At 72.8% G+C, this 20,430-nt stretch carries 23 protein-coding genes; 5 read left to right on the top strand and 18 right to left on the bottom strand.

Going from position 1 to position 20,430, the window contains the following annotated elements; all coding sequences use genetic code 11:
• Positions 1–137: 137 nt before the first annotated feature.
• Positions 138–1,685: a bis-aminopropyl spermidine synthase family protein gene (locus tag BXA11_RS02250; RefSeq protein WP_076432262.1), complete on the top strand. Its 1,548-nt coding sequence runs from the start codon at positions 138–140 to the stop codon at positions 1,683–1,685.
• A 171-nt stretch (positions 1,686–1,856) separates the two neighbouring features.
• Here the strand turns inward: BXA11_RS02250 and BXA11_RS02245 are convergent, their stop codons facing one another.
• From BXA11_RS02245 to BXA11_RS02165, 17 genes are all read right to left on the bottom strand, one after another.
• Positions 1,857–2,798, bottom strand: a complete 942-nt coding sequence (locus BXA11_RS02245) for a hypothetical protein (RefSeq protein WP_076432260.1) — start codon at positions 2,796–2,798, stop codon at positions 1,857–1,859.
• Positions 2,795–3,514 carry a VIT1/CCC1 transporter family protein gene (locus tag BXA11_RS02240; RefSeq protein ID WP_030509974.1) on the bottom strand — a complete coding sequence of 240 codons (720 nt, stop codon included), beginning with the start codon at positions 3,512–3,514 and terminating at the stop codon, positions 2,795–2,797. The genes BXA11_RS02245 and BXA11_RS02240 overlap by 4 nt, the downstream gene beginning before the upstream one ends.
• Entirely contained in the window at positions 3,511–4,557 is a 1,047-nt protein-coding gene (lgt, locus tag BXA11_RS02235) for a prolipoprotein diacylglyceryl transferase (protein WP_076432258.1), read from the bottom strand. Before lgt ends, BXA11_RS02240 begins: the two co-directional genes overlap by 4 nt.
• Positions 4,558–4,648: 91 nt before the next feature.
• Positions 4,649–5,617 (bottom strand): ADP-ribosylglycohydrolase family protein, encoded by a 969-nt coding sequence (locus BXA11_RS02230; RefSeq protein WP_076432257.1) that lies wholly within the window; start codon positions 5,615–5,617, stop codon positions 4,649–4,651.
• 144 nt (positions 5,618–5,761) lie between these two features.
• Positions 5,762–6,457, bottom strand: a complete 696-nt coding sequence (locus BXA11_RS02225) for a GPR1/FUN34/YaaH family transporter (RefSeq protein WP_076432255.1) — start codon at positions 6,455–6,457, stop codon at positions 5,762–5,764.
• Between the two features lie 34 nt (positions 6,458–6,491).
• Positions 6,492–6,653, bottom strand: coding sequence for a zinc ribbon-containing protein (locus BXA11_RS02220; protein ID WP_076432253.1), 162 nt, complete (start codon positions 6,651–6,653; stop codon positions 6,492–6,494).
• A 202-nt stretch (positions 6,654–6,855) separates the two neighbouring features.
• Entirely contained in the window at positions 6,856–7,602 is a 747-nt protein-coding gene (locus tag BXA11_RS02215) for a DsbA family protein (RefSeq protein ID WP_076432251.1), read from the bottom strand.
• Between the two features lie 51 nt (positions 7,603–7,653).
• Positions 7,654–8,223, bottom strand: coding sequence for a DoxX family protein (locus tag BXA11_RS02210; RefSeq protein WP_076432249.1), 570 nt, complete (start codon positions 8,221–8,223; stop codon positions 7,654–7,656).
• A 137-nt stretch (positions 8,224–8,360) separates the two neighbouring features.
• Positions 8,361–9,155, bottom strand: coding sequence for a tryptophan synthase subunit alpha (gene trpA / locus BXA11_RS02205; RefSeq protein WP_076432248.1), 795 nt, complete (start codon positions 9,153–9,155; stop codon positions 8,361–8,363).
• A gap of 22 nt (positions 9,156–9,177) precedes the next feature.
• The gene (gene trpB, locus BXA11_RS02200; RefSeq protein WP_239104840.1) at positions 9,178–10,368 is read right to left on the bottom strand and encodes a tryptophan synthase subunit beta; all 1,191 of its coding nucleotides are present in this window, start codon (positions 10,366–10,368) and stop codon (positions 9,178–9,180) included.
• An 80-nt stretch (positions 10,369–10,448) separates the two neighbouring features.
• Positions 10,449–11,273 carry an indole-3-glycerol phosphate synthase TrpC gene (trpC, locus tag BXA11_RS02195; protein ID WP_030509965.1) on the bottom strand — a complete coding sequence of 275 codons (825 nt, stop codon included), beginning with the start codon at positions 11,271–11,273 and terminating at the stop codon, positions 10,449–10,451.
• A 144-nt stretch (positions 11,274–11,417) separates the two neighbouring features.
• A complete protein-coding gene (locus BXA11_RS02190; protein ID WP_076432246.1) occupies positions 11,418–11,843 on the bottom strand; it encodes a DUF2752 domain-containing protein in 426 nt (141 codons plus the stop codon).
• Positions 11,844–11,853: 10 nt separating this feature from the next.
• Positions 11,854–12,603 (bottom strand): RDD family protein, encoded by a 750-nt coding sequence (locus BXA11_RS02185; RefSeq protein WP_076432245.1) that lies wholly within the window; start codon positions 12,601–12,603, stop codon positions 11,854–11,856.
• A 441-nt stretch (positions 12,604–13,044) separates the two neighbouring features.
• Positions 13,045–13,671, bottom strand: coding sequence for a Trp biosynthesis-associated membrane protein (locus tag BXA11_RS02180; RefSeq protein WP_076432243.1), 627 nt, complete (start codon positions 13,669–13,671; stop codon positions 13,045–13,047).
• Positions 13,668–14,018, bottom strand: a complete 351-nt coding sequence (gene hisI, locus BXA11_RS02175) for a phosphoribosyl-AMP cyclohydrolase (RefSeq protein ID WP_030509961.1) — start codon at positions 14,016–14,018, stop codon at positions 13,668–13,670. Before hisI ends, BXA11_RS02180 begins: the two co-directional genes overlap by 4 nt.
• A gap of 55 nt (positions 14,019–14,073) precedes the next feature.
• Positions 14,074–14,862 carry a cache domain-containing protein gene (locus BXA11_RS02170; protein ID WP_076432241.1) on the bottom strand — a complete coding sequence of 263 codons (789 nt, stop codon included), beginning with the start codon at positions 14,860–14,862 and terminating at the stop codon, positions 14,074–14,076.
• Between the two features lie 5 nt (positions 14,863–14,867).
• Positions 14,868–15,611 carry a FadR/GntR family transcriptional regulator gene (locus BXA11_RS02165; protein ID WP_076432467.1) on the bottom strand — a complete coding sequence of 248 codons (744 nt, stop codon included), beginning with the start codon at positions 15,609–15,611 and terminating at the stop codon, positions 14,868–14,870.
• 121 nt (positions 15,612–15,732) lie between these two features.
• Between BXA11_RS02165 and BXA11_RS02160 the strand changes: the two genes are divergently transcribed.
• From BXA11_RS02160 to BXA11_RS02145, 4 genes are all read left to right on the top strand, one after another.
• Positions 15,733–16,785 carry an ABC transporter ATP-binding protein gene (locus tag BXA11_RS02160; protein WP_030509958.1) on the top strand — a complete coding sequence of 351 codons (1,053 nt, stop codon included), beginning with the start codon at positions 15,733–15,735 and terminating at the stop codon, positions 16,783–16,785.
• 30 nt (positions 16,786–16,815) lie between these two features.
• Positions 16,816–18,048, top strand: coding sequence for an ABC transporter substrate-binding protein (locus BXA11_RS02155; RefSeq protein ID WP_083743883.1), 1,233 nt, complete (start codon positions 16,816–16,818; stop codon positions 18,046–18,048).
• A 74-nt stretch (positions 18,049–18,122) separates the two neighbouring features.
• Complete coding sequence (locus BXA11_RS02150) at positions 18,123–18,992, top strand: ABC transporter permease (RefSeq protein ID WP_076432239.1); 870 nt, start codon at positions 18,123–18,125, stop codon at positions 18,990–18,992.
• 64 nt (positions 18,993–19,056) lie between these two features.
• Positions 19,057–19,857: an ABC transporter permease gene (locus BXA11_RS02145; protein WP_030509955.1), complete on the top strand. Its 801-nt coding sequence runs from the start codon at positions 19,057–19,059 to the stop codon at positions 19,855–19,857.
• A gap of 82 nt (positions 19,858–19,939) precedes the next feature.
• On the opposite strand, the gene BXA11_RS02140 is transcribed toward BXA11_RS02145, so the two are convergent.
• A complete protein-coding gene (locus BXA11_RS02140) occupies positions 19,940–20,395 on the bottom strand; it encodes a RidA family protein (protein ID WP_083743882.1) in 456 nt (151 codons plus the stop codon).
• Positions 20,396–20,430 lie beyond the last annotated feature (35 nt).

Raw genomic sequence — 20,430 nt, 5'->3', positions numbered from 1 at the left:
GTCTGCGTGGAACAGAGGGACGACGCTGGCCCTGCTGCGGTTGTGGTGCTTAGAGATTACAACACGCTGCCGGAATAGTGCCCCCCAGGTCCGCTTCGCGTACCTTCACAGGTCAGCGCCGTGGATATGGTTTGCGCATGGATGGTCATGAGGCGATCGACGAACTGCTGGCGGAGGCCGGCGTTGACGGCCTGCGCCTGCGCGGAGCGCTGGCGCTCCTGTCCGGCGGCCGCTGGTGGACCCTCGCCGACCTGGTCAGGGAGACCGCGACGTCGCGGCGGACGATCGAGTCGCTGCTGCGAGTGCTCCCCCTTGAGCACAGCGGCGACCGTGTCCGTATTCCCAGTGATCAGGTCAACCGCTACAACGTCTGGCTTGATACGGATATTTCCGGTCTTGGGAATCCGGTCGCCGGAATGGTTCCGGCACACGCCGAGACGCTCGAACGCCTGGAGACTCTGATCGCCGGGGCCCCCCGGGGGCGGCACGCGCTCGACCACGTCTCCGCGACCGCCGAGACCGTGCTGCGCCGCGCCCTCCTGCTGGGGCGGCGGTTCTGGCTTCCCGGCGCCCGCCTGCTGTGCGTCGGCGACCACGACCTGACCTCGCTGGCCGTGCGGATGGTCCATCCCGAGGTGGAGGTCGCCGTGGCCGACATCGACGACCGCATCCTGGAGTACATCGACGCCCAGGACCTCGGGGTGCGCACCCGCTGGGCCGACCTGCGCCTCGGCCTGCCGCCGTCGCTGCGCGGCTGGGCCGACCTCGCGATCACCGATCCGCCGTACACGCCCGAGGGGATCGGGCTGTTCGCCGCCCGGGCCGCCGAGGGCCTGCGCGACCGCGACCAGGGGCGGATCCTCGTGGCGTACGGCGCGTCCGAGCGCACTCCGATGCTCGCGCTGAAGGTGCAGAAAGCCCTGTTCGACCTCAACCTGCTGCACGAGGCGATCTATCCGCACTTCAATCGGTATCTCGGGGCGGAGGCGATCGGCAGCGCGGCGGACCTGTACGTGCTGCGGCCCACCACGAAGACGTGGCCGGCGATCGCCTCCCGGCTCGACCGCCTCGCCACGGCCATCTACACGCAGGGCCCGCAGTCCGTCGAGTCCGCCACGGCGGCGCCGCCGGACGAGGCGGCCGTCACGGCGTTCGGGCCGGACCTGCTCGCCGGCGACTGGCCGCGCGGCCTGCTGCCGCAGGTGCCGCGCACCCGGCTCGCCACCCTGCTGGCCAAGCCGTACGCCGCCGACCCCGAGCGGGTGGCGATCGCCGTGCCGGCCGGGCTGGAGGCGGCGCTGCCCCGTCTGCTGCTGGCGACGCGCGCCCGGCACGTGCGCGTGCTCACCGCGGGCCCTGTGGTGGACCTGCCCGCGCTGGCCGCGCTGCTGGCTCCCGTCTATCGCCTGGCCGCCGCGCCCCCGGAAGCGGGCCACGTCCTCGACGCCGTACGGCTGTCGCCCCCGGACGGCGGCCCGGACCGGGTGGTGCGCAGGATCATGGACAGCGCGCACGGGAAGGCCGGAAACGCCTGGCGCGAGGCGTTGACCGAGACAGCCGGGCTCACCAAGCGGCAGGCCAGGGCCGCCGTCGAGGAGACCGCGCCGTGGGCCGTCGACGCCACCCCGCTCGAACTCCCCCTCCACCGGCTCGCCCGGATGACGGCGCAGATCGCCGCGACCTGACCTTCGCGACCTGGCCCTCGCGACCTGGCCCTCGCGACCTGGCCCTCGCGACCTGACCGCCCCGATCCGACCCCTGCGATCGGGGCGCCGCGGCGGCCGGCGCCCACGACGCCGCCCCGCCCCCACGCCGAGGGCCCGAGACCCGTGACGCCCGCGGCGCCGAAGCCCGGCCTACCGGTCGAGGGGCGGCTCCGCCGAGGAGGTCGTGGCGGGCGGCTGCGCGGGCGTGCTCGCGGACACCGCGGGAGAGGCGCCGGGATCGGTGGGAGGCTCCTCGGAGGGCTGCGCGGTGTCGGCCGGGCCCGGCGGTTGCGCGGGGTCCGACGGCACCCCGGCCACCTTGACCACGCGCCGGAAGACCGCCTTCTCGGCCTCGCGCACGGCCAGCCCGAGCATGATGAAGTCGTCCTTCTCCCCCGGTTCCGCGCCGTCGGCCCTGCCGATCCAGGTCACCCCGAGGTAGTGCCCCAGGACGTAGGCGTTTCCCTCGCTGTAGGCGCCGAACTTCGCCCGCGCCGACTCCAGCGGCTGCACCCAGGCGCCCCGGTAGAGCGAGGCCAGCGACTTCGCCAGCGACTCCGCCGCCGCGACGTCCGCCAAATTGAACAGGGTGTACTGCGCGACGTACACCCCGTCGGCGGTGCCGTACAGGCCGCGGACGGCCTGGCTGCATCCGGCCCCGGCCAGGGCGTCGGTGAGGTCGACTCCCCACACGGCGCCCGCGCAGGACTGGTCCAGGCGGCTGGCCAGCCTGCGCAGTGTGACCTTCCCGGACGTGAGCGCCCGCGCGCCGAACACCTCCTTCGCGGTCAGCGGAGCGGTGTCGGCCTTCCTGTCGGCGATCGGGGCCAGTTCCTTCAGGGTCGGCCAGGACTGGAAGGTCGCGGGCAGGCCCTCCCCCGACACGTCGCCCGACGCCTGGGCGGGCCGCGACTGCCCGCCGCCGATCGCGTTGACCACCAGCGTCAGCACCAGGGCGATCGCCAGCACTCCTCCAGCGGTGACCGACCACACGACCACACGCTGCTGCCGGTCGTCCAGCCCCAGCTCGGCGAGGGCGGCCCCGGTCCGCCTCTCGACCGGCGCGGACGACCGGCGCTTGCGCTTGGTCATAGACCGCCGGTTCCAATCAGCGAACCGAGGCCCCAGGTCAGCGCCGCCGCCACGGCCCCCACCACGAGCTGGCGCAGGCCGCTGAACCACCAGCTGCGGGCCGTCACCCGGGAGACCACGGCGCCCGCGGCGAACAACGCCGCCATCGACACCGCCGCGGAGACCCACAACCCGCGCACGCCCAGCAGGTAGGGCAGGAGCGGCACCAGCGCGCCGAGGCTGAACGACAGGAACGACGACACGGCGGCCAGCACGGGCGAGGGCAGGTCGTCGGGGTCCACGCCCAGCTCGGCCCGCGTGTGGACCGCCAGGGCCTCCTCCGGGTTCCGGGAGATCTGCCGGGCGACCTCCCTGGCGGTCTCCGGGTCCACGCCCCGCTGCTCGTACATCCGGGCGAGCTCGGACTCCTCGGCCTCGGGGTGCCGCTCCAGCTCCCGCCGCTCGACGTCGATCTCCGCCTGGGCGAGCTCGCGCTGGCTGGCGACCGACACGTACTCTCCGCCCGCCATGGAGAACGCTCCGGCGGCCAGGCCCGCGATGCCGGCGAGAGCGACGATCCTGCTCTCCGCGGTGCCGCCGGCGACACCCGCGATCAACGCGAAGTTGGAGACCAGCCCGTCCATCGCGCCGAAGACGGCGGGGCGTAACCAGCCGCCGTTGACGTCCCGATGCTCGTGGTGGATCTCGGCCCGCGCCCCCGTCGTGGCCTTCGTCATCGCTGGCCGGCCTCCGGTTCCACCGCCGCGCCGTCGCTCGCGGCGCCCGCTCCCGCGGTCGCCGTCTGCTTGCCGGGGCCCGTGTCACCGTCCGGCGGCGGGTCGCCGGCGTCGCCTCGCGCCTCCCCGTCCGCCCGCTCCTCGTCGCGCAGGAGTTCCGGCTCGTCGGCCAGGTCCCGTCCGTGGGCGGGATCGGCGTGGTCGTCGCCGGTCTCGCCGGTCGGCGCGCCCAGCGGCTCCTCGTCCGTACGGTTGCGGGCCAGCCACAGGTACGCCAGCGCGCACAGGAAGATGACGACCGAGGTCCACTGGTTGAGCCGCAGGCCGAGGATGTGGTGGGCGGGGTCCACCCGCAGCGCCTCGACCCAGAACCGGCCGAGCGTGTAGCCCGCCACGTACATCGCGAACACCCGGCCGTGCCGCAGGCCGAACCTGCGGGCGGCCAGGATCAGCACACCGGCGAGCGCGAGGTCCCACAGCGACTCGTACAGGAACGTCGGGTGGTAGGTGGTCGCGCCGGGGATGGTGCCCGGGCGGCCCGGCTCGATCTCCAGGCCCCACGGCAGGTCGGTCGGACCGCCGAACAGTTCCTGGTTGAAGTAGTTGCCCCACCGGCCGATGGCCTGCGCCACGGCGACGCCGGGGGCGAGGGTGTCGGCGACGGCGGTGAAGGAGATGCCGCGCCGGCGGCAGGCGATCCAGACGCCGAGCGCGCCGAGGGCGATCGCGCCCCAGATGCCGAGGCCGCCCTCCCAGATGAACAGGGCGTCGATCGGCCGCTTGGGCGCTTCCGAGCCGAAGTAGATCTGCCAGTCGGTGATGACGTGATAAAGGCGTCCGCCGACGAGGCCGAACGGCACGGCCCAGACCGCGAGGTCGGTGACCGTCCCCGGGGCGCCGCCACGGGCGCGCCAGCGGCGTTCGCCGATCCAGACGGCGACGATGACGCCGAGCACGATGCACAGCGCGTACGCGCGGATCGGGATCGGTCCGAGATTCCAGACCCCCTGAGACGGGCTGGGAATCGAGGCGAGGAGGGGCATGTAACGTGACGTTACCGCAAGAGAGGGCGGGTCCGGAGCGAGGCGCGGGCAACCGTCCCGCGACCTGCGCCGACCACTCGCCGCACCGCGATCAGGGCCCGGCGGCGGTCGCCCCGCGGAGGGCGGCCAGGCGTGCGGCGAGGTCTCCCAGGCCCGGATATTCGCCGAGATCCACCAGCTCCAGCCAGCCGAGCCGGGTGATCCCTTCCGGGTCGCGGGCGCCGAGGACGCCGCCCACCAGTGCCGCGACCGTGTCGGCGTCCCCGCCGAGGGACACGGCGTACGGGAGCGCCGCGGCCAGGTCGGGGGCCTCGCGGATCACGTGGACCACCGCGGCGGCCGTCTCCACGGCGTCCAGGGAGACGCCCTCGGGCGGCGGCGACCAGCGGCCGCGGGCTGCGTCCGCCACGGGGTCCATCGGCCCGTGGTGCTCGGCCGCCCAGCGGGCCTCCGCCGCCGCCACGTCCGGCAGATCGGCCGCGTCCACTCCCGCGTCCGCGCCCTCGGCCGCGGCCGACGCCATGGCCGCGATCACGCAGGCCGCCGCCACGGCCGCCGGCGCGCGGTGCGTCGCGGCCGACAGCGCCGCGCACAGCCTCCGGCGGCGTTCCGGGAGGTGGGGCGGCACGGCCCAGCCGACGGGGGCGATGCGCATGGCCGCGCCGTTGGTGGGCAGGTCGCCGGCCGAGGGCGCCGGGAGCTCCCCCGTGGCGTGGAAGTGCGCGAGGGCCCGCCGCGTCGTCGGCCCGAGGCCGCGCACCCCGGGCGCCGCGGCGGCCAGACGGGTCAGGAAGTCCAGGGAGGCGGGCCGCCCGTCCGTGTCGGCCAGGCACCGGGCGACCAGCACCATCTGCGCGGTGTCGTCGGAGGTCGAACCGCGCGGCCACCCCCGGTCCGGCGCCGGCAACCGCACGACCTCGGCCGGGTCGATGCTCCCCGGCGGGCGGCCCTCCCAGGGCACGCCGAGCGCGTCGCCCGCCGCGAAGGCGATCATCGCAGCGTGGATCCTCCTCGCGGTGCCCGCGGGTTCGGTGCGGGGAGACCGATCGTCGTACGGCATGCGGGCATGCTAACCGCGACCGCGGAGGCGAAACCCGGCGCGCGGCCGTGCCGGGGCGGGGGCCCGGCACCCACCGCCTGTGCCCGCTCAGGTCGCCGGGCCGGCCATCCGGGCGCTCCCGCACGACCGGATGACTGGTGGGCGTCAGAGCTGCTCGCGCACGCCCGCCTCGCGGGCCAGCCCCTTCGTCTGGTCGCCCAGGTCGCCCCGGACCGCCGTACGGGCCCGGCCGAGGCGGGCCACGGGGAGGAGCGCACGCCCGTGCGCGTCCTCCAGCTCGAACGCCAGGGCGGCGTAGTAGGCGACGACCGCGAGCACCAGACCGGCGACGCCCGCCGCGGTCCTCCATTCCGCCGACCCGGTGAGCTCGTAGACGCCGGTGATCGCGAACCTGGTGGCCGACATCGCCATCACGGCCGCGGCCACCAGCTTGGGCAGGCCCGCGAGGGCCGGGACGAGCATCGCCGCGGCGGCCGTGAGCAGGACGACGCCGAGCGCCGCGCTGGCGGTGCCGGGCGCGGAGACGAGCGTGACGCCGCCGATCACCGCCCAGGTGCCGGAAAGGACGCCCATCGCGGCCCCGGCGACCGCATCGCGGGCGAGGAAGCCGAGCACCGAGACGAGGAACTGCAGCGGCGCGGTGAACAGCAGCGCGGCCAGGGCGGCGACGTGCGCCTGTGCGGCGGGCACCCAGCCGAGCTCCACGGCGGCGAAGGCGGTCGTGGCCAGGGCGAGACCGAGGAACCCCAGCGGCAGCGGGCTGCCCATGGGCCGCAGCACGACACGGGCGACGCCGGGCTGTCCTGCGGGCTGCTCCCCGGGGAGGTCGCGCCCGCTCATCGCCCCGCCGGCACCGGCGTCGGCCGGCGCTCCGTCACGGCCGGTTGTCCGGCTCTTGGGTGCGGCTGTCGAACTCGGTGTGGCCGTTCGGGCACTTCGGGATCGTGTCGCCCTCGTGGACCGGCACCTTCTCCCCGCAGACGGCGCAGTGGAAGACGCCGGTCTTGCGGGCCTTCTCACCGGTGTGGGCGGGCACGGCGCCTCCTCGCTCAGCTCATCACGCGGAACCGCTCGTGGCAGGCTCGGGCGGCACTCCGGCCGGACCGGCCTCTCCCCCGCCCTGCGGCGGAGCCTGTGACATCGCGCTCGATACCCCCGTCACGGGAGAGGCACGCGGCCCTTGCCCGATTCTTGGCGAGGATCGGGACGGCCCGCGTGGGGGCCGTCCCGGCGGGAGGTCACTTGCCCGCGCTCTCCACCGCGTCACGCAGCGAGCTCGGCACGAAGGCGACGTTGCTGTCGAGTTCCTTGCCGTCGACCTTGATGGTCGGCGTTCCCTGCAGCTTCTGCGCGGTCATGGTCTGCGACGAGAACTGCTGGTGCGCGGCGACGTTGCGCTGCTGCCGTACGCAGTTGTCGAAGTCCTCGGCGGTGACGCCGGCCTGCTTGCCCCACTTGATCAGCTCGTCGGCGGAGAAGCCGCTCACGGTCTCGCTCGGCTGGTTCTTGTAGAGCAGGTCGTGGAACGCCAGCCACTGCCGCCCGTCGGTGATGCAGCGAGCCGCGGAGGCCGCGCGCAGCGAGTTGCTCTTGGTCGGCTCCTGCGTGAAGATCGTGATCGGGTGATACACGACCTTGGCCTTGCCCTCGGCGGCCAGGTTCTTCAGCGTCGAGCCGCTGGTCTCCTCGAACTGTTTGCACGCCGGGCACTGGAAGTCCTCGAACACGTCGACCACGGGCTTGGTCACGCCGGCCTGGGCCATCACGACCGTCCCGTCCTTCTCCACGGTGACGGGAGCGACACCTCCGGAGGCCTCCTCCGCGGCTCCCTGCCGCACCGACCACACCGTGAAGGCGGCGGCGATCACGACGATCACCGCGATGGTGACGATCATCGTGATGCGCTTGCGCCGCTCCTGCTTGCGCAAGGCATCCCGTTGGGCCGCGATCCGGGCCCTGGCCGCCTCACTCGTCCGCTTGCTCACGAAGCTTCCCCCCTGGCTATATACACGGCCGCGCGCCGCTGTGTCCCGCGGTCACGCGGCGTCGTCCTCGCCGCCGTCCGAGTCGTCCTCGTCCGCCGTTTCCCGCTCCCCCGTGAAGCCCAGCGCGGAGTCCAGCGACAGGCGGCCCGATGGCCTGACCACGATCCACGCCGCGCAGACCAGCAGCCCGAGGTCGCGCATCAGCTCCCAGAAGTAGTTGGGGTCCTGTCCCGCGGCGAGGGTGCCGTCCCCGCCGAAGCAGCCGCAGTCGATACGCAGCCCCCGGGCCCAGGCCGACGCGATGCCGATGACGAACGCCACCATGAGCACCCCGCCGACGGCCGCCACCGCACGTGTGAACAGGCCGACGAGCAGCAACACGCCCGTGATGATCTCCAGCACCGGCAGGCCGTATCCCACGGCCTGCGCGACGGAGTCGGGCAGGAGCTGATAGGCCCGCACCGCCTGGACCGACAACGCGGGCGCTCCGATCTTGAGCGCCCCGGCGACGATCAGTACGCCGGCGAGCACGACCCGCGCGGCGGTCGTGACCCAGGAGAGCACGGGTTTCGCAGGCTGTAACCGTTCGGACACCGAGGCGCCGGATGCCAACTGAACCATGAGTCTCCTCGCCCGGTAGGCAACACCGACTGAACAGTACCGGGACCCAACCTCACCATGTGCTGGATAAGAGCATGGTAAGCCGCCTTATCTTGGCTGCTCGCGGCGCCTGTACGGGAAGGAAACCCCAGGGCGGCTCAGCGCCGGACGCCCCGGGCGAGTTCGGACGCGAGCTCGCGTACCGCCGCAAGACCGGACTTCTCGTCCGGCGCGTCGAGCAGGCGCCGGATGAAGGCTGACCCGACGATGACGCCGTCGGCGTACGCCGCGACCTCGGCCGCCTGGGCGCCGTTCCCGACGCCGAGCCCGACGCAGACCGGCAGCGACGTGTTCGCCTTGGTCCGCTTGACCAGGCCCTCCGCCGCCGAGCCGACGGTCTCCCTGGCGCCGGTCACGCCCATCAGCGAGGCCGCGTACACGAAGCCCGTGCAGCAGGCGGCGACCCGGGAGATGCGCTCGTCCGGCGAGCTGGGCGCGACGAGGAAGACCGTGTCGATGCCGGCTTCCTTGCTCGCGGCGAGCCAGGGCTCGGACTCCTCGGGCGTCAGGTCCGGCGTGATGGTCCCGACGCCGCCCGCCGAGGCGAGGTCGCGCGCGAAGCGCTCGGCGCCGTAGCGGTCGATCGGGTTCCAGTACGTCATGACCAGCGTCGCGGCCCCCGACTTCGCCACGCCCTCGACGGTGCGCAGCACGTCGGCGATGCGGGTGCCGTTGGTCAGCGACCGGTGGACCGCGTCCTGGATGGTCGGGCCGTCCATGAGCGGATCGGAGTACGGCAAGCCGATCTCGATCACGTCGCAGCCGGCCTCGACCATCGCGGTCGCCGCGGCGACCCCGCCGTCCTTGGTCGGGAAGCCCGCCGGCAGGTAGCCGACGAGCGCGGCCCTGTCCTCGGCGCGGGCCTTGTCGAACACCGCGTGGAGTGTCGTCATCGGGATGCCCTATCGATGCTGATCAGAGGTTGAAGTACTTCATGGCGGTGCCCATGTCCTTGTCACCGCGGCCCGACAGGTTCACCAGGATGACGGCGTCCGGGCCGAGCTCGCGGCCCAGCCGCAGCGCGCCCGCGAGCGCGTGCGAGGACTCGATGGCCGGGATGATGCCCTCGGTGCGGGCGAGCAGGGCGAAGGCCTCCATGGCCTCCTCGTCGGTCACGCCCTCGTAGGTGGCCCGGCCGGTGTCCTTGAGCCACGCGTGCTCCGGGCCCACGCCGGGGTAGTCGAGGCCGGCCGAGATCGAGTGCGACTCGATCGTCTGACCCTCCTCGTCCTGCAGGACGTAGGTGCGGGCGCCGTGCAGCACGCCGACGCTGCCCTCGGTCAGGGTCAGCGCGTGCTCGCCGGTCTCCACGCCCCGGCCGCCGGCCTCGTAGCCGTACAGCCGGACGTCCTCGTCCTCGATGAAGGCGTGGAAGACGCCGATGGCGTTCGACCCGCCGCCGACGGCGGCGCAGACCGCGTCCGGCAGCCCGCCGGTGAGCTCCAGGACCTGACGCCGGGCCTCCACGCCGATGATCCTGGCGAAGTCCCGCACGATCTCCGGGAACGGGTGCGGACCGGCGACGGTGCCGAACAGGTAGTGGGTGTGGTCGACGTTGGTGACCCAGTCGCGGAACGCCTCGTTGATGGCGTCCTTGAGGGTCTGGCTGCCGTTGGTGACCGGCACGACCGTCGCGCCGAGGAGCTTCATCCTGGCGACGTTGAGCGCCTGGCGCTCGCAGTCGACCGCGCCCATGTAGATGACGCACTCCAGGCCCATGAGCGCCGCGGCGGTGGCGGTGGCGACGCCGTGCTGGCCCGCTCCGGTCTCCGCGATGACGCGCCGCTTGCCGAGCCGCTTGGTCAGCAGCGCCTGCCCGAGCACATTGTTGATCTTGTGTGCGCCCGTGTGGGTCAGGTCCTCGCGCTTGAGCAGGATCCGCGCGCCGCCCGCGTGCCCGGCGAAGCGCGGCACCTCGGTCAGCGTCGTGGGACGCCCGGCGTACGTGCGCAGCAGGTGGTCGAACTCGCGCAGGAAGCCCAGGTCGGTCTTGGCCTTCTCATACTCCGCGGCGACCTCGTCGAGGGCCGGGATGAGCGCCTCCGGCACGTACCTGCCGCCGAACTTGCCGAACTTGCCGTGGATGTCCGGGTCGTTGCCGTGGATCCCGTTGCCGGCCAGGTCCGCGGGGGTGAGGATGGGCCCCTCCGTCGCGGTCACGTGGCCTCCTTCCGATGCGCTGTCGTTCACGAGTGCCTCTCGGAGCCGGTGTCCTGCCGGGAGGCCGGGTGGGCGCCCGCGGTGACGAGGTCGTTGACCGCCGCCTTCGGGTCCCTGCCGGTGACCAGGCTCTCGCCCACCAGCACGGCGTCGGCCCCCGCCCGCGCGTACGCGAGCAGGTCGTGCGGGCCGCGCACCCCGGACTCAGCGATCTTGATGACGCCGTCCGGCACCTTGGGCGCGAGCGTGGCGAAGACCTCGCGGTCCACCTCGAGCGTCTTGAGGTTGCGGGCGTTCACGCCGATGATCTTGGCGCCGGCGTCGACCGCGCGGCCCAGCTCCTCCTCGGTGTGCACCTCGACGAGCGGGGCGAGCCCGATCGACTCGGCCCGCTCGATCAGCGAGACGAGCGCCTGCTGGTCGAGGGCCGCCACGATGAGCAGGGCGAGGTCGGCGCCGTGCGCCCTGGCCTCCCACAGCTGGTAGGAGGTGACGATGAAGTCCTTGCGCAGGATGGGGATGTCCACGGCCGCGCGCACGGCCGCGAGGTCGGCGAGCGTCCCGCCGAACCTGCGCCGCTCCGTCAGCACGCTGATGACGTGGGCGCCGCCCTCCTCGTAGTCCGCCGCGAGTGCCGCGGGGTCGGCGATGGCGGCGAGCGCGCCCTTCGAGGGGCTCGACCGCTTCACCTCCGCGATGACCGACACCCGGTCGCCGCCGAGCGCGGCATAGGCGTCCCGGGGCTCGGGGGCGCGGGCGGCGAGCCGCTTGAGCTCCTCGATCGGCACGTCGCGCTGCCGCTCCTCGAGGTCCTCCCGCACGCCCGAGATGATCTCCTCAAGAACACTCACGCGTCCTCCTCGCCTTCGGCTCGGAGCTCGCGCGATTTGCCTGTCCGCTCGCTCACGCGTAAGGGTCCCTCCGGTCGGCTGCTCTGCGTGTCCTGCCCTGCGATGGTATCGGCCCGTCTCGCGTCGGGCCGCCACCGGGTCGATTCACGGTGCGAGGAATTGCCCGAAAGGCGTATTACGCACCACTCCGAAGACGGCCGCGACGGCGAGGAGTCCCCACAGGTATGCGGGGCGCGCGATGTCCGGGCGCGTGGGCCGTCCCTGCCATGATCGTAACGCCCAACGGGTCCACAACGTGATTACGACAGGAACGCAGAAGACAAAGAGCAGGTTCATCCGCGCCGCCCCGGCGAGGTCGGCGTGGGCGAGGTCGTGGACGGCGCGCAGCGCGCCGCAGCCGGGGCAGTACAGGCCGGTCAGGTAATAGAGGGGACAGGCGGGGTAGTGACCCGGCTCGTGCGGGTCGACCACGGCCAGGCATGTCACCGCCGCGGCCAGAACGGCCGCGGCGCCGAACGGCGCGCACAGCGACCGCACCCGGTCCCGCGCGCGCCGTCCGATCACCTCCATGAAGGTCAGCCTAACGCGGGGCGCGCACGACCACAGTGCCGACGATCTTGTCGGCGAAGGTCTGCCGCTTGGCGTCCCAGAGCGGCCACAGGTAGCCGATGTAGCAGGGCAGGCCGTCCACGATGTGGCAGATGTACCGGACGACGGCCATGCCGAATCCGATGTACTCGCCGGTCTGCTCCTTGACCGTCTGGATGCCGACGACCTTCTTGCCCACCGTCTGGCCGGTCGTGCCCTCCTTGTGCTTCAGCCACAGGCCCAGGCCGAGGCCGACGGCGATGGCCAGGAGGGAGAGCACCAGGCCGATCCCGAAGCCGGAGCCGACCTGGCCGGTCTCCTGGTCCACCGAGCCGGCGCTCAGGGCGCTGCCGATGATGCTCAGGATCCAGGTGGGGACGCCGACGATGAGGCCGTCGATCAGCGTGGCGCCGACGCGCAGACCCCAGTGGGCGAGCTCGGGAGCCGGGTAGCCGCCGGGCGGACCGTACGCGCCGCCGTACTGGCCGCCGTACTGGTCACCGTACTGACCGCCGTACTGGTCACCGCCGGGCGCGGCCGGGTACGAGCCCTGCGGGGGCGGGTAGCCGCCGCCCTGCTGGTAGCCGCCCTGGGAAGGCGGCGGGTAACCGCCCTGCGGCGGGGGGTATCCACCCTGGGGCGGCGGGTAACCACCCTGCGGCGGGGGATACCCGCCCTGCGGGCCGGGCTGGTTCTGCGGGTAACCACCCGGGTTCTGGCCCGGGTCGTTGCCGTACGTCATGGAATGCTCCTGCGTGAGTGGGGGAAAAAGAGGTCTCGGATCTTCCTCAGCGCGACGAGACCGGAGACGGCCCCGAGAATCCGCGGAGCACCGCATGGAGACGGGCCGGGGATGCCGGGGAGGATCGACGCGACGACCATGCCGTTCCCGTCGGCGCCGGAGGGTGGCCGGCGCCGGTGCGATCCGAACGGAGCGGATGGCGATGGCCGCCGGAGGCCGGCAGCCGGTCACCCCGGCCGGGCCGGCGGCCGTGGCCGCCCGTGCCGCCCGGCCGACTCCCGTGGCTCATTCGGTCTCCTGTGCGACGATCAGAGGTCGGCGCGAAGCCTATCGGCAGCAGGGTGGCCGGTCCGACGAGAATCCGCTTTGTGGACAATTTGTAATCTGAGCCGGGAACGGTCCAACTCGTGTGGGACAGTCCTCCCCCGCCCGGTGGACCGGCTACGCGGTCGGATCCTCACCCTCGTCGATGGCGTCCCACATCGCCCTGTCGGCGTCCTTCACCCTGGTGGCGCCGGCCGTGCCCTCGTGCCCGGCTCCCCGCTCGTACCTGCTCGACATGCCGGGCCAGCGCACGCTCAGGATCGCCGCCACTACGCCCGCCCCGGCCAGGACGAGCCCGCCCGCGGCGGTCAGCACCGGCCAGACCCAGGCGCGCGACTCCAGGGAGATGTGACCCGAGGACGTCACCGCGGTCGTCATGTGCTGCGCAGCCGCGGACGCGATCGTCGCGCCGCGCGTGCCGTCCCACGCCCCGGCCGCGACCGCCGCGCCGAGGAGGGCGACCACCACGCTCGTCGCCCGCCGCGCGACCCCCCGGGTCGCCAGTACGGCCAGCACGGCGGCGAGCGCGGCCAGCGCGGCGGGGGTGAGCCAGGCGACCAGGTCGTTGCCCGTGAGGGAGCCGGCGCCCGCTCCCGCGGGTCCTCCCGCCGTGCCGAGCGTGACCCACACGCGGCCCGCGGCCAGCAGCGCGAGCCCGCCGCCCACGGCGCAGGCGGCCAGCCACACCAGCAGCGAGCGCCGCGCCGTGCGCGCCTGGTCGCGGGCGGGCGCGGGGGCGGTCACGGCGCGCCGCTCACGTCGAGGACGTCGGCGTCGAAGCAGGTGCGGTCGCCCGTGTGGCAGGCCGCCCCCACCTGGTCGACCTTGAGCAGGATCGTGTCGCCGTCGCAGTCGAGCGCCACGTGCTTGACCCACTGCACGTGGCCCGAGGTGTCGCCCTTCACCCAGTACTCCCCCCGGCTGCGGGACCAGTAGGTCGCCCGGCCGGTGGTGAGCGTGCGGTGCAGCGCCTCGTCGTCCATCCAGGCGAGCATGAGCACCTCTCCGGTGTCGTGCTGCTGGACGATCGCGGGCACCAGGCCGTCCGGCGTGCGCTTCAGCCGGTCGGCGATCTTGGGATCGAGGGCCATGACGCCAATTCTGCCGCAGGTCCCGGCCGCCCCCGCCGCCGCTACCCCGCCGCCGTTACACGGCCTCGCAGGCCGTCGCGGTCACCAGGGACAGCGGCAGGTCGCCCACCCGGCGCACGACGTGGTCACCGTCGCGCGAGCCGCCCCGGTAGACCGACCCCGCGACCCGGCTCGCGGTGTTGGACGCGACGACCCGCCCCTCGACGTTGACCAGGAACGCCGGGCCGGGGATCTCCCGCAGCGCCGGAAGCACCGCGGCCTCGAACCGCCGCACGAACACATCGGCCGCGGCCACCCCGGCGAAGCTCCCCCCGGCCAGCACGGGCACCGACAGCGTGAGGCTGTACTCGTCGGTGCACAGGTAGTCGACGTACGGGCCGCAGATCGTGCGATCCGCGCCGGAGGACGGGCCGGCGTACCAGTCCCAGTGGGTGTAGTCGTAGAAGGCGCTGCTCGCCGGGTCCATGTCCCGCAGCAGCTGCACGGGGTCGCCGGAGGGGTTCTCCTGCCACCATTCGAGGTACCAGGGCGCGTCGGCCAGCAGGCCGGGCGCGGCGATGAAGCCGATCCCCGCGATCAGCGCCGGAAGATGGACCGGCAGATGGGCGGGCAGATGGACGGGCAGCGCGCCGCCGCGCAGCCGGGCCCACAGCAGCGGGCGCAGCGCCGCGAGGTCGGCCACGACCGGGCGGCGGGTGCCGCCCGCGGGCAGGACGCAGGCGACGGCGGCGTCGCGGACCTCGCGCAGCGCCTCGAAGACGCCCTCGGCCGCCTCGCGCACCCGCGCCACCGCCGCGGCGGCGTGGTCCTGCCCGGCCTGCACAAGTGACGCCGGTGTGCTCATGCTTCTTACTCCCGCAGCCGCAACCGAAGCTCGATGAGGTGTCGTGTCGCGTCGAGCACGTGCCGCTCGGCGACGGCCCTGGCCTGCTCGCCGTCGCCGCGCTCGACGGCCCCGGCGATGGCGCGATGCTGTGCCGCCGTCTCATCGTGCCCGCTCAGGCCCTCGTGCGGAAGCCAGAGCAACGGTCCGATGTCAGCCTGTAACCGGATCTCCTCCTGAGTGAGGCGGGCCGACTGCGAGGCCGCCGCCACCTCGATGTGGAACCGGCCGTCGAGCCTGCGCAGCCGGGCGCACGCTTCCGCGGACCCGGCCGCCTCCGGCGCGGCGGCGACGGCGTCCATCTCGTCCAGGGTGCGCCACAGGGGCGCGACGTCCGAGGGCAGCGAGCGCTCGGCCGCGAGCCTGGCCGCCGTGCCGGCGATGGCCGCGTAGTGGTCGCCGAAGTCGCGCAGCTCGTCGGCCGCGAACGCGCGCAGCCGCGCCAGGGGGTCGAGCCCGGCGGGCAGGCGTACGAAGCTGCCGCCGCCGCGGCCGCGCCGCGTCTCGACCATCCCCTGCCGGCGCAGCGCCGTGAGCGCCTCCCGCAGGGTCACGGTGGAGACGCCGAGCCTGCCGGCGAGCTCCGCCTCGCTGGGCAGCTGCTCGCCGTCGGCGAGCAGGCCGACCGCGATCGCGTCGGCGAGCCGCCGGACCACGACGTCCACCCGCGCGGTGCTGTCCACGGGTGAGAAGACGGCCAGGCGAGCCATGTTCACGGTCGCACTCCTGTTCGCCCACGCCGTCCGCGAAAGGGGACTCCCGCGAAAGTTGACAACAGTGATATCGGATCGGGTCTTTACGTGAAACATTTAACTCCATATGTTTTGGGTCATGCCAGACCAAGCAGTCAGTCTCCGTGGCCTGCGCAAGAACTTCGGGCCGGTCGAGGCGGTCGCCGGGATCGACCTCGACGTCGCCGACGGGGAGTTCTTCGCGATGCTCGGGCCGTCCGGCTCGGGGAAGACCACCGTGCTGCGCATGATCGCGGGGTTCGAGTCGCCCACCGCAGGGACGGTCGAGCTGGGCGGGCGTGACGTCACGCGGCTCGCGCCGTTCGAGCGGGACGTGAACACGGTCTTCCAGGACTACGCGCTGTTCCCCCACATGAGCGTGCTGGACAACGTCGAGTACGGCCTGCGGGTGAAGAAGGTGCCCAGGGCGGAGCGGCGCGAGCGGGCGCTCGCCACGCTGCGCTCGGTGCGGCTGGAGGGCTTCGAGAAGCGGCGCCCGGCCCAGCTGTCCGGCGGCCAGCGCCAGCGGGTCGCGCTGGCCCGCGCGCTGGTCAACCGGCCGCGCGTGCTCCTGCTCGACGAGCCGCTCGGCGCCCTCGACCTCAAGCTCCGTGAGGAGATGCAGGTCGAGCTGAAGGCGATCCAGCGGGAGGTCGGCATCACGTTCCTGTTCGTGACCCACGACCAGGAGGAGGCGCTGACGATGAGCGACCGGATCGCGGTGTTCAACCAGGGCGGGATCGAGCAGGTCGGCACCCCCGCCGAGGTGTACGAGCGCCCGGCCACCGCCTTCGTCGCCTCCTTCGTCGGCACCTCCAACCTCATCTCCGGCGAGGCCGCGCGGGCCGTGCTGGGCAGGGAGGGGACCTTCAGCGTCCGGCCCGAGAAGCTGCGCGTCGTGCTCGGCGAGGAGCCTTCGGGCCCGGACGAGCACGAGGCCGCCGGCGTGATCCGCGAGGTCGTGTACGCCGGTCCGGCGACCCGGTTCGTCGTGGACCTCGACGCGGGCGGGCGCCTGATCGCCCTCCAGCAGAACCTGCAGGCGTCGTCCATGGACGTGACGGGCCTGCGCGGCGCCCGCGTCCGCCTCGTGTGGAACCGCCGGCACGAGTTCCCCATCGACGCCCCCGCCGAGCCGGTCGCCGCCGGCTGACTCGCACCACTCACAGCAAGGAGAACCACGATGCGGTCCCCCCGTCCGCGTTTCGCCAGGCCTTCTCTCGTCGTCACCGCCGCGCTGGCGCTTGCCGCCGTCGCGGGCTGCGGCGGCGGGTCGTCCACTACCGGCGGCGGCCCGGCCGCGGCCCCCGGCGGCGGCGCCTTCACCCCGCCGAAGATCGAGGCCCTGAAGTCCCTCGGCCCCGGCGAGGGACAGGTCAACCTCGTCGCCTGGGCCGGGTACGCGGAGGACGGCTCCAACGACCCCAAGGTCGACTGGGTCCACCCGTTCGAGAAGGCCACGGGCTGCACGGTCAACACCAAGACGGCCGGCACCTCCGACGAGATGGTCAACCTGATGAAGACCGGCGAGTACGACGCCGTGTCGGCCTCGGGCGACGCCTCGCTGCGCCTGATCGCCTCGGGCACGGTCGCGCCGGTCAACACCGACCTCGTGCCGAACTACGCGGACGTGTTCGACGGGCTGAAGCTCAAGCCGTGGAATTCGGTCAACGGGGTCGCGTACGGCATCCCGCACGGCCGCGGCGCGAACCTGCTCATGTGGCGCACGGACACCGTGAAGCCGGCCCCCGACTCCTGGAGCGTCGTGTTCGACCCCGCCTCGCCGTACAAGGGCAAGGTGACGGCGTACGACTCGCCCATCTACATCGCCGACGCCGCGCTCTACCTGATGTCGGCCAAGCCCGAGCTGGGGATCAAGGACCCGTACGCGCTGGACGACAAGCAGCTCCAGGCCGCGGTCGACCTGCTCAAGCAGCAGAAGCAGAACATCGGCGAGTACTGGTCCGACTACACCAAGGCGGTGCAGTCGTTCAAGTCCGGCGACACGGTCGTGGGCACGACCTGGCAGGTGATCGCCAACCTGGTGGAGGCCGACAAGGCGCCCGTGAAGACGACGCTGCCCAAGGAGGGCTCCACCGGCTGGTCGGACACGTGGATGGTCGCCGCGAAGGCCAAGCACCCCAACTGCGCCTACAAGTGGCTCGACTGGATCATCTCCCCCACGGCCAACGCGCAGGTCGCCGAGTGGTTCGGCGAGGCGCCGTCCAACGCCAAGGCGTGCGAGCAGACCTCCGACAAGTCGTTCTGCGACACCTACCACGCGACCGACGAGGAGTACTTCTCCAAGGTCCACTACTGGACCACGCCGATCACGCAGTGCCTCGACGGGCGCACCGACGTCAAGTGCACCGACTACTCCGAGTGGACCCGGGCCTGGACCGAGATCAAGGGCTGAGCGCTCCCCATGGGGGACGGCCGCCCAGCCGTCCCCCTCGGCCGCACGGAGACAAGCCGCACGGAGAGAAGACGATGACGACCATCACCACGACGGCCGCCTCCCCCGGGATGCGGAGGCGGGCCGCCTCGTTCCTGCACCGGCACGCCGGGGTGCGGCTGTCGCTGCTGCTGTCGGCGCCCCTGGCCTGGCTGGGGCTGGCCTACCTGGGCGCGCTCGCGGCCCTTCTCGTGACCGCGTTCTGGTCGACCGACGTGTTCACCGGCGACGTGGTCAAGGTGTTCACCTGGGCCAACTTCACCGACCTGGTCACCGGCGAGGTCTACCGCACGGTCGCCCTGCGCTCGATCGGCGTGGCCGCGGCGGTCACGCTGATCGACCTGGTGGTGGCCTTCCCCATGGCGTTCGCGATGGCCAAGCTGGCCTCGCCGCGGGCCCAGCGCTGGCTGGTGATCGCCGTGCTCACCCCGCTGTGGGCGTCCTACCTGGTCAAGGCGTACGCGTGGCGGGTGATGCTGTCCTCGGACGGCGTGCTCGGCTGGGGTTACGGCCTGACCGCCACCGTGGTGACCTTGTCGTACCTGTGGCTGCCGTACATGATCCTGCCGATCTACGCGGGGCTCGAACGGCTGCCGGACTCGCTGCTCGACGCCGCCGGCGACCTCGGCGCGCGCGGGTGGCGGACCTTCCGCACGGTGGTCTGGCCGCTGACCTTCCCCGCCGCCGTGGCGGGGTCGATCTTCACGTTCTCGCTCTCGCTGGGCGACTACATCACCGTGAAGATCGTCGGCGGCAAGACCCAGCTCATCGGCAACGTGGTCTACGACAACATCGGCGCGGCCAACAACCTCCCCTTCGCCGCCGCCGTCGCCACCGTCCCCGTCGTGATCATGCTGGTCTACCTCGCGGCCGTACGCCGCACCGGAGCGCTGGAGAACCTGTGAGACAGCGAAGCGAACGAACCGGCAAGCACAGCGATCTGGTCCACCGGCCGGCGAAGGAGGCCCGGTGAATCTCTCTCGTACGTCCCGGACGCTGCTGCGGGCGGCGCTGGTGATCGGCCTGGCCGTCGTCTACGTGCCGCTGGCCGTGGTGCTGCTCAACTCGTTCAACTCCGATCGGACCTTCTCCTGGCCGCCCGCCGGGTTCACACTGCGCTGGTGGGGCGCCGCCTGGGACTCGGCCGGCCTGCGCGACGCGCTGTGGACCTCGGTCCAGGCGGGTCTCGGCGCGACCGCGATCGCGCTCGTGCTCGGCACGATGGCCGCCTTCGCGGTGCAGCGCTACCGGTTCTTCGGCCGGGAGACGGTCTCGCTCGTGATCGTGCTGCCCATCGCGCTGCCCGGCATCGTGACCGGCATCGCGCTGAGCAACACCTTCCACACGGTGCTGGGCCTCCCCCTCGGGCTGCTGACCGTGATCGTCGGCCACGCGACGTTCTGCGTGGTCACCGTCTACAACAACGTGCTGGCCCGGCTGCGCCGCATGGGTCTGAACCTGGAGGAGGCGTCGGCCGACCTCGGGGCGGACACGTTCACCACGTTCCGCCTGGTGACGTTTCCGATGATGCGCTCGGCGCTGCTCGCGGGCGGGCTGCTCGCCTTCGCGCTGTCGTTCGACGAGATCATCGTCACGACGTTCACCGCCGGGGCCGGCGTGCGCACGCTGCCGATCTGGATCTTCGAGAACCTGTTCCGGCCCAACCAGGCGCCGGTGGTCAACGTGGTCGCCGCCGCGTTGATCCTGCTGTCGGTGATCCCGATCTACCTGGCCCAGCGCCTGTCCGGCGGAGACCCGCAGACCCACTGAACGCGCGGGAGACGGCAGATCTATGCGCCCACCGCTGTCATCTGCCGCAGAGCGGGGAAGAGCGCGGGGATGTCCTCCGGCGTCATCCCGGCACCACCGCCACCGAGGCGATCTCTACCAGCAGGTCCTCGCGGGCCAGCCCGGCCACCACGCACAACGAGTTGATCGGATAGTCCCCCTCAGGGAACCACTCGGCGAAGACCTCGCCGATGCCGCGGCGCACGCCGGGAAGCGCCTCCCGGCTCGCGACCATCGTGAACAGCGAGACCAGCCCCTCCGCCGGGATACCTCCGGCGTCCTCGACGATCGCGGCGATGTTGCGCAACGCCTGGACGGTCTGCCCGTACGCGTCCGGGGCGACCGTTCCGTCGGGGGCGTTGCCGACCTGCCCCGCGATGTGCAGGACGGCGCCCTCCGGTGAGACACGCGCCGCATGGCTGTACGCACCGAGGGGCGGGGCGATCCTGTCCGTGCTACCCCGCTCGACCAGCACCGGCTTCCCCACGACGTCCTCCATGTCCCGCTCGCTTCCGCTCATACCGCCGCCTTGGCGGCGATCTCCTTCATGACAGT

The sequence above is a fragment of the Microbispora rosea genome (assembly GCF_900156315.1).
In the GTDB taxonomy this organism is placed as follows: Bacteria; Actinomycetota; Actinomycetes; order Streptosporangiales; family Streptosporangiaceae; genus Microbispora; species Microbispora rosea.
The sequence above is the reverse complement of the archived record's forward strand: the minus strand, read 5'-3'. Positions and strand labels throughout refer to the sequence as shown.

Coding starts and splice junctions, on each gene's coding strand:
- BXA11_RS02160 (WP_030509958.1), top strand. CDS start 15,733: ATGCCAGACCAAGCAGTCAGTCTCCGTGGCCTGCGCAAGAACTTCGGG.
- BXA11_RS02185 (WP_076432245.1), bottom strand. CDS start 12,603: ATGACGTACGGCAACGACCCGGGCCAGAACCCGGGTGGTTACCCGCAG.
- hisI (WP_030509961.1), bottom strand. CDS start 14,018: ATGGCCCTCGATCCCAAGATCGCCGACCGGCTGAAGCGCACGCCGGAC.
- BXA11_RS02250 (WP_076432262.1), top strand. CDS start 138: ATGGATGGTCATGAGGCGATCGACGAACTGCTGGCGGAGGCCGGCGTT.
- lgt (WP_076432258.1), bottom strand. CDS start 4,557: ATGCCCCTCCTCGCCTCGATTCCCAGCCCGTCTCAGGGGGTCTGGAAT.
- BXA11_RS02190 (WP_076432246.1), bottom strand. CDS start 11,843: ATGGAGGTGATCGGACGGCGCGCGCGGGACCGGGTGCGGTCGCTGTGC.
- BXA11_RS02245 (WP_076432260.1), bottom strand. CDS start 2,798: ATGACCAAGCGCAAGCGCCGGTCGTCCGCGCCGGTCGAGAGGCGGACC.
- BXA11_RS02155 (WP_083743883.1), top strand. CDS start 16,816: ATGCGGTCCCCCCGTCCGCGTTTCGCCAGGCCTTCTCTCGTCGTCACC.
- trpA (WP_076432248.1), bottom strand. CDS start 9,155: ATGACGACACTCCACGCGGTGTTCGACAAGGCCCGCGCCGAGGACAGG.
- BXA11_RS02230 (WP_076432257.1), bottom strand. CDS start 5,617: ATGCCGTACGACGATCGGTCTCCCCGCACCGAACCCGCGGGCACCGCG.
- BXA11_RS02170 (WP_076432241.1), bottom strand. CDS start 14,862: ATGAGCACACCGGCGTCACTTGTGCAGGCCGGGCAGGACCACGCCGCC.
- BXA11_RS02210 (WP_076432249.1), bottom strand. CDS start 8,223: ATGGTTCAGTTGGCATCCGGCGCCTCGGTGTCCGAACGGTTACAGCCT.
- BXA11_RS02150 (WP_076432239.1), top strand. CDS start 18,123: ATGACGACCATCACCACGACGGCCGCCTCCCCCGGGATGCGGAGGCGG.
- BXA11_RS02225 (WP_076432255.1), bottom strand. CDS start 6,457: ATGAGCGGGCGCGACCTCCCCGGGGAGCAGCCCGCAGGACAGCCCGGC.
- BXA11_RS02165 (WP_076432467.1), bottom strand. CDS start 15,611: ATGGCTCGCCTGGCCGTCTTCTCACCCGTGGACAGCACCGCGCGGGTG.
- BXA11_RS02140 (WP_083743882.1), bottom strand. CDS start 20,395: ATGAGCGGAAGCGAGCGGGACATGGAGGACGTCGTGGGGAAGCCGGTG.
- BXA11_RS02240 (WP_030509974.1), bottom strand. CDS start 3,514: ATGACGAAGGCCACGACGGGGGCGCGGGCCGAGATCCACCACGAGCAT.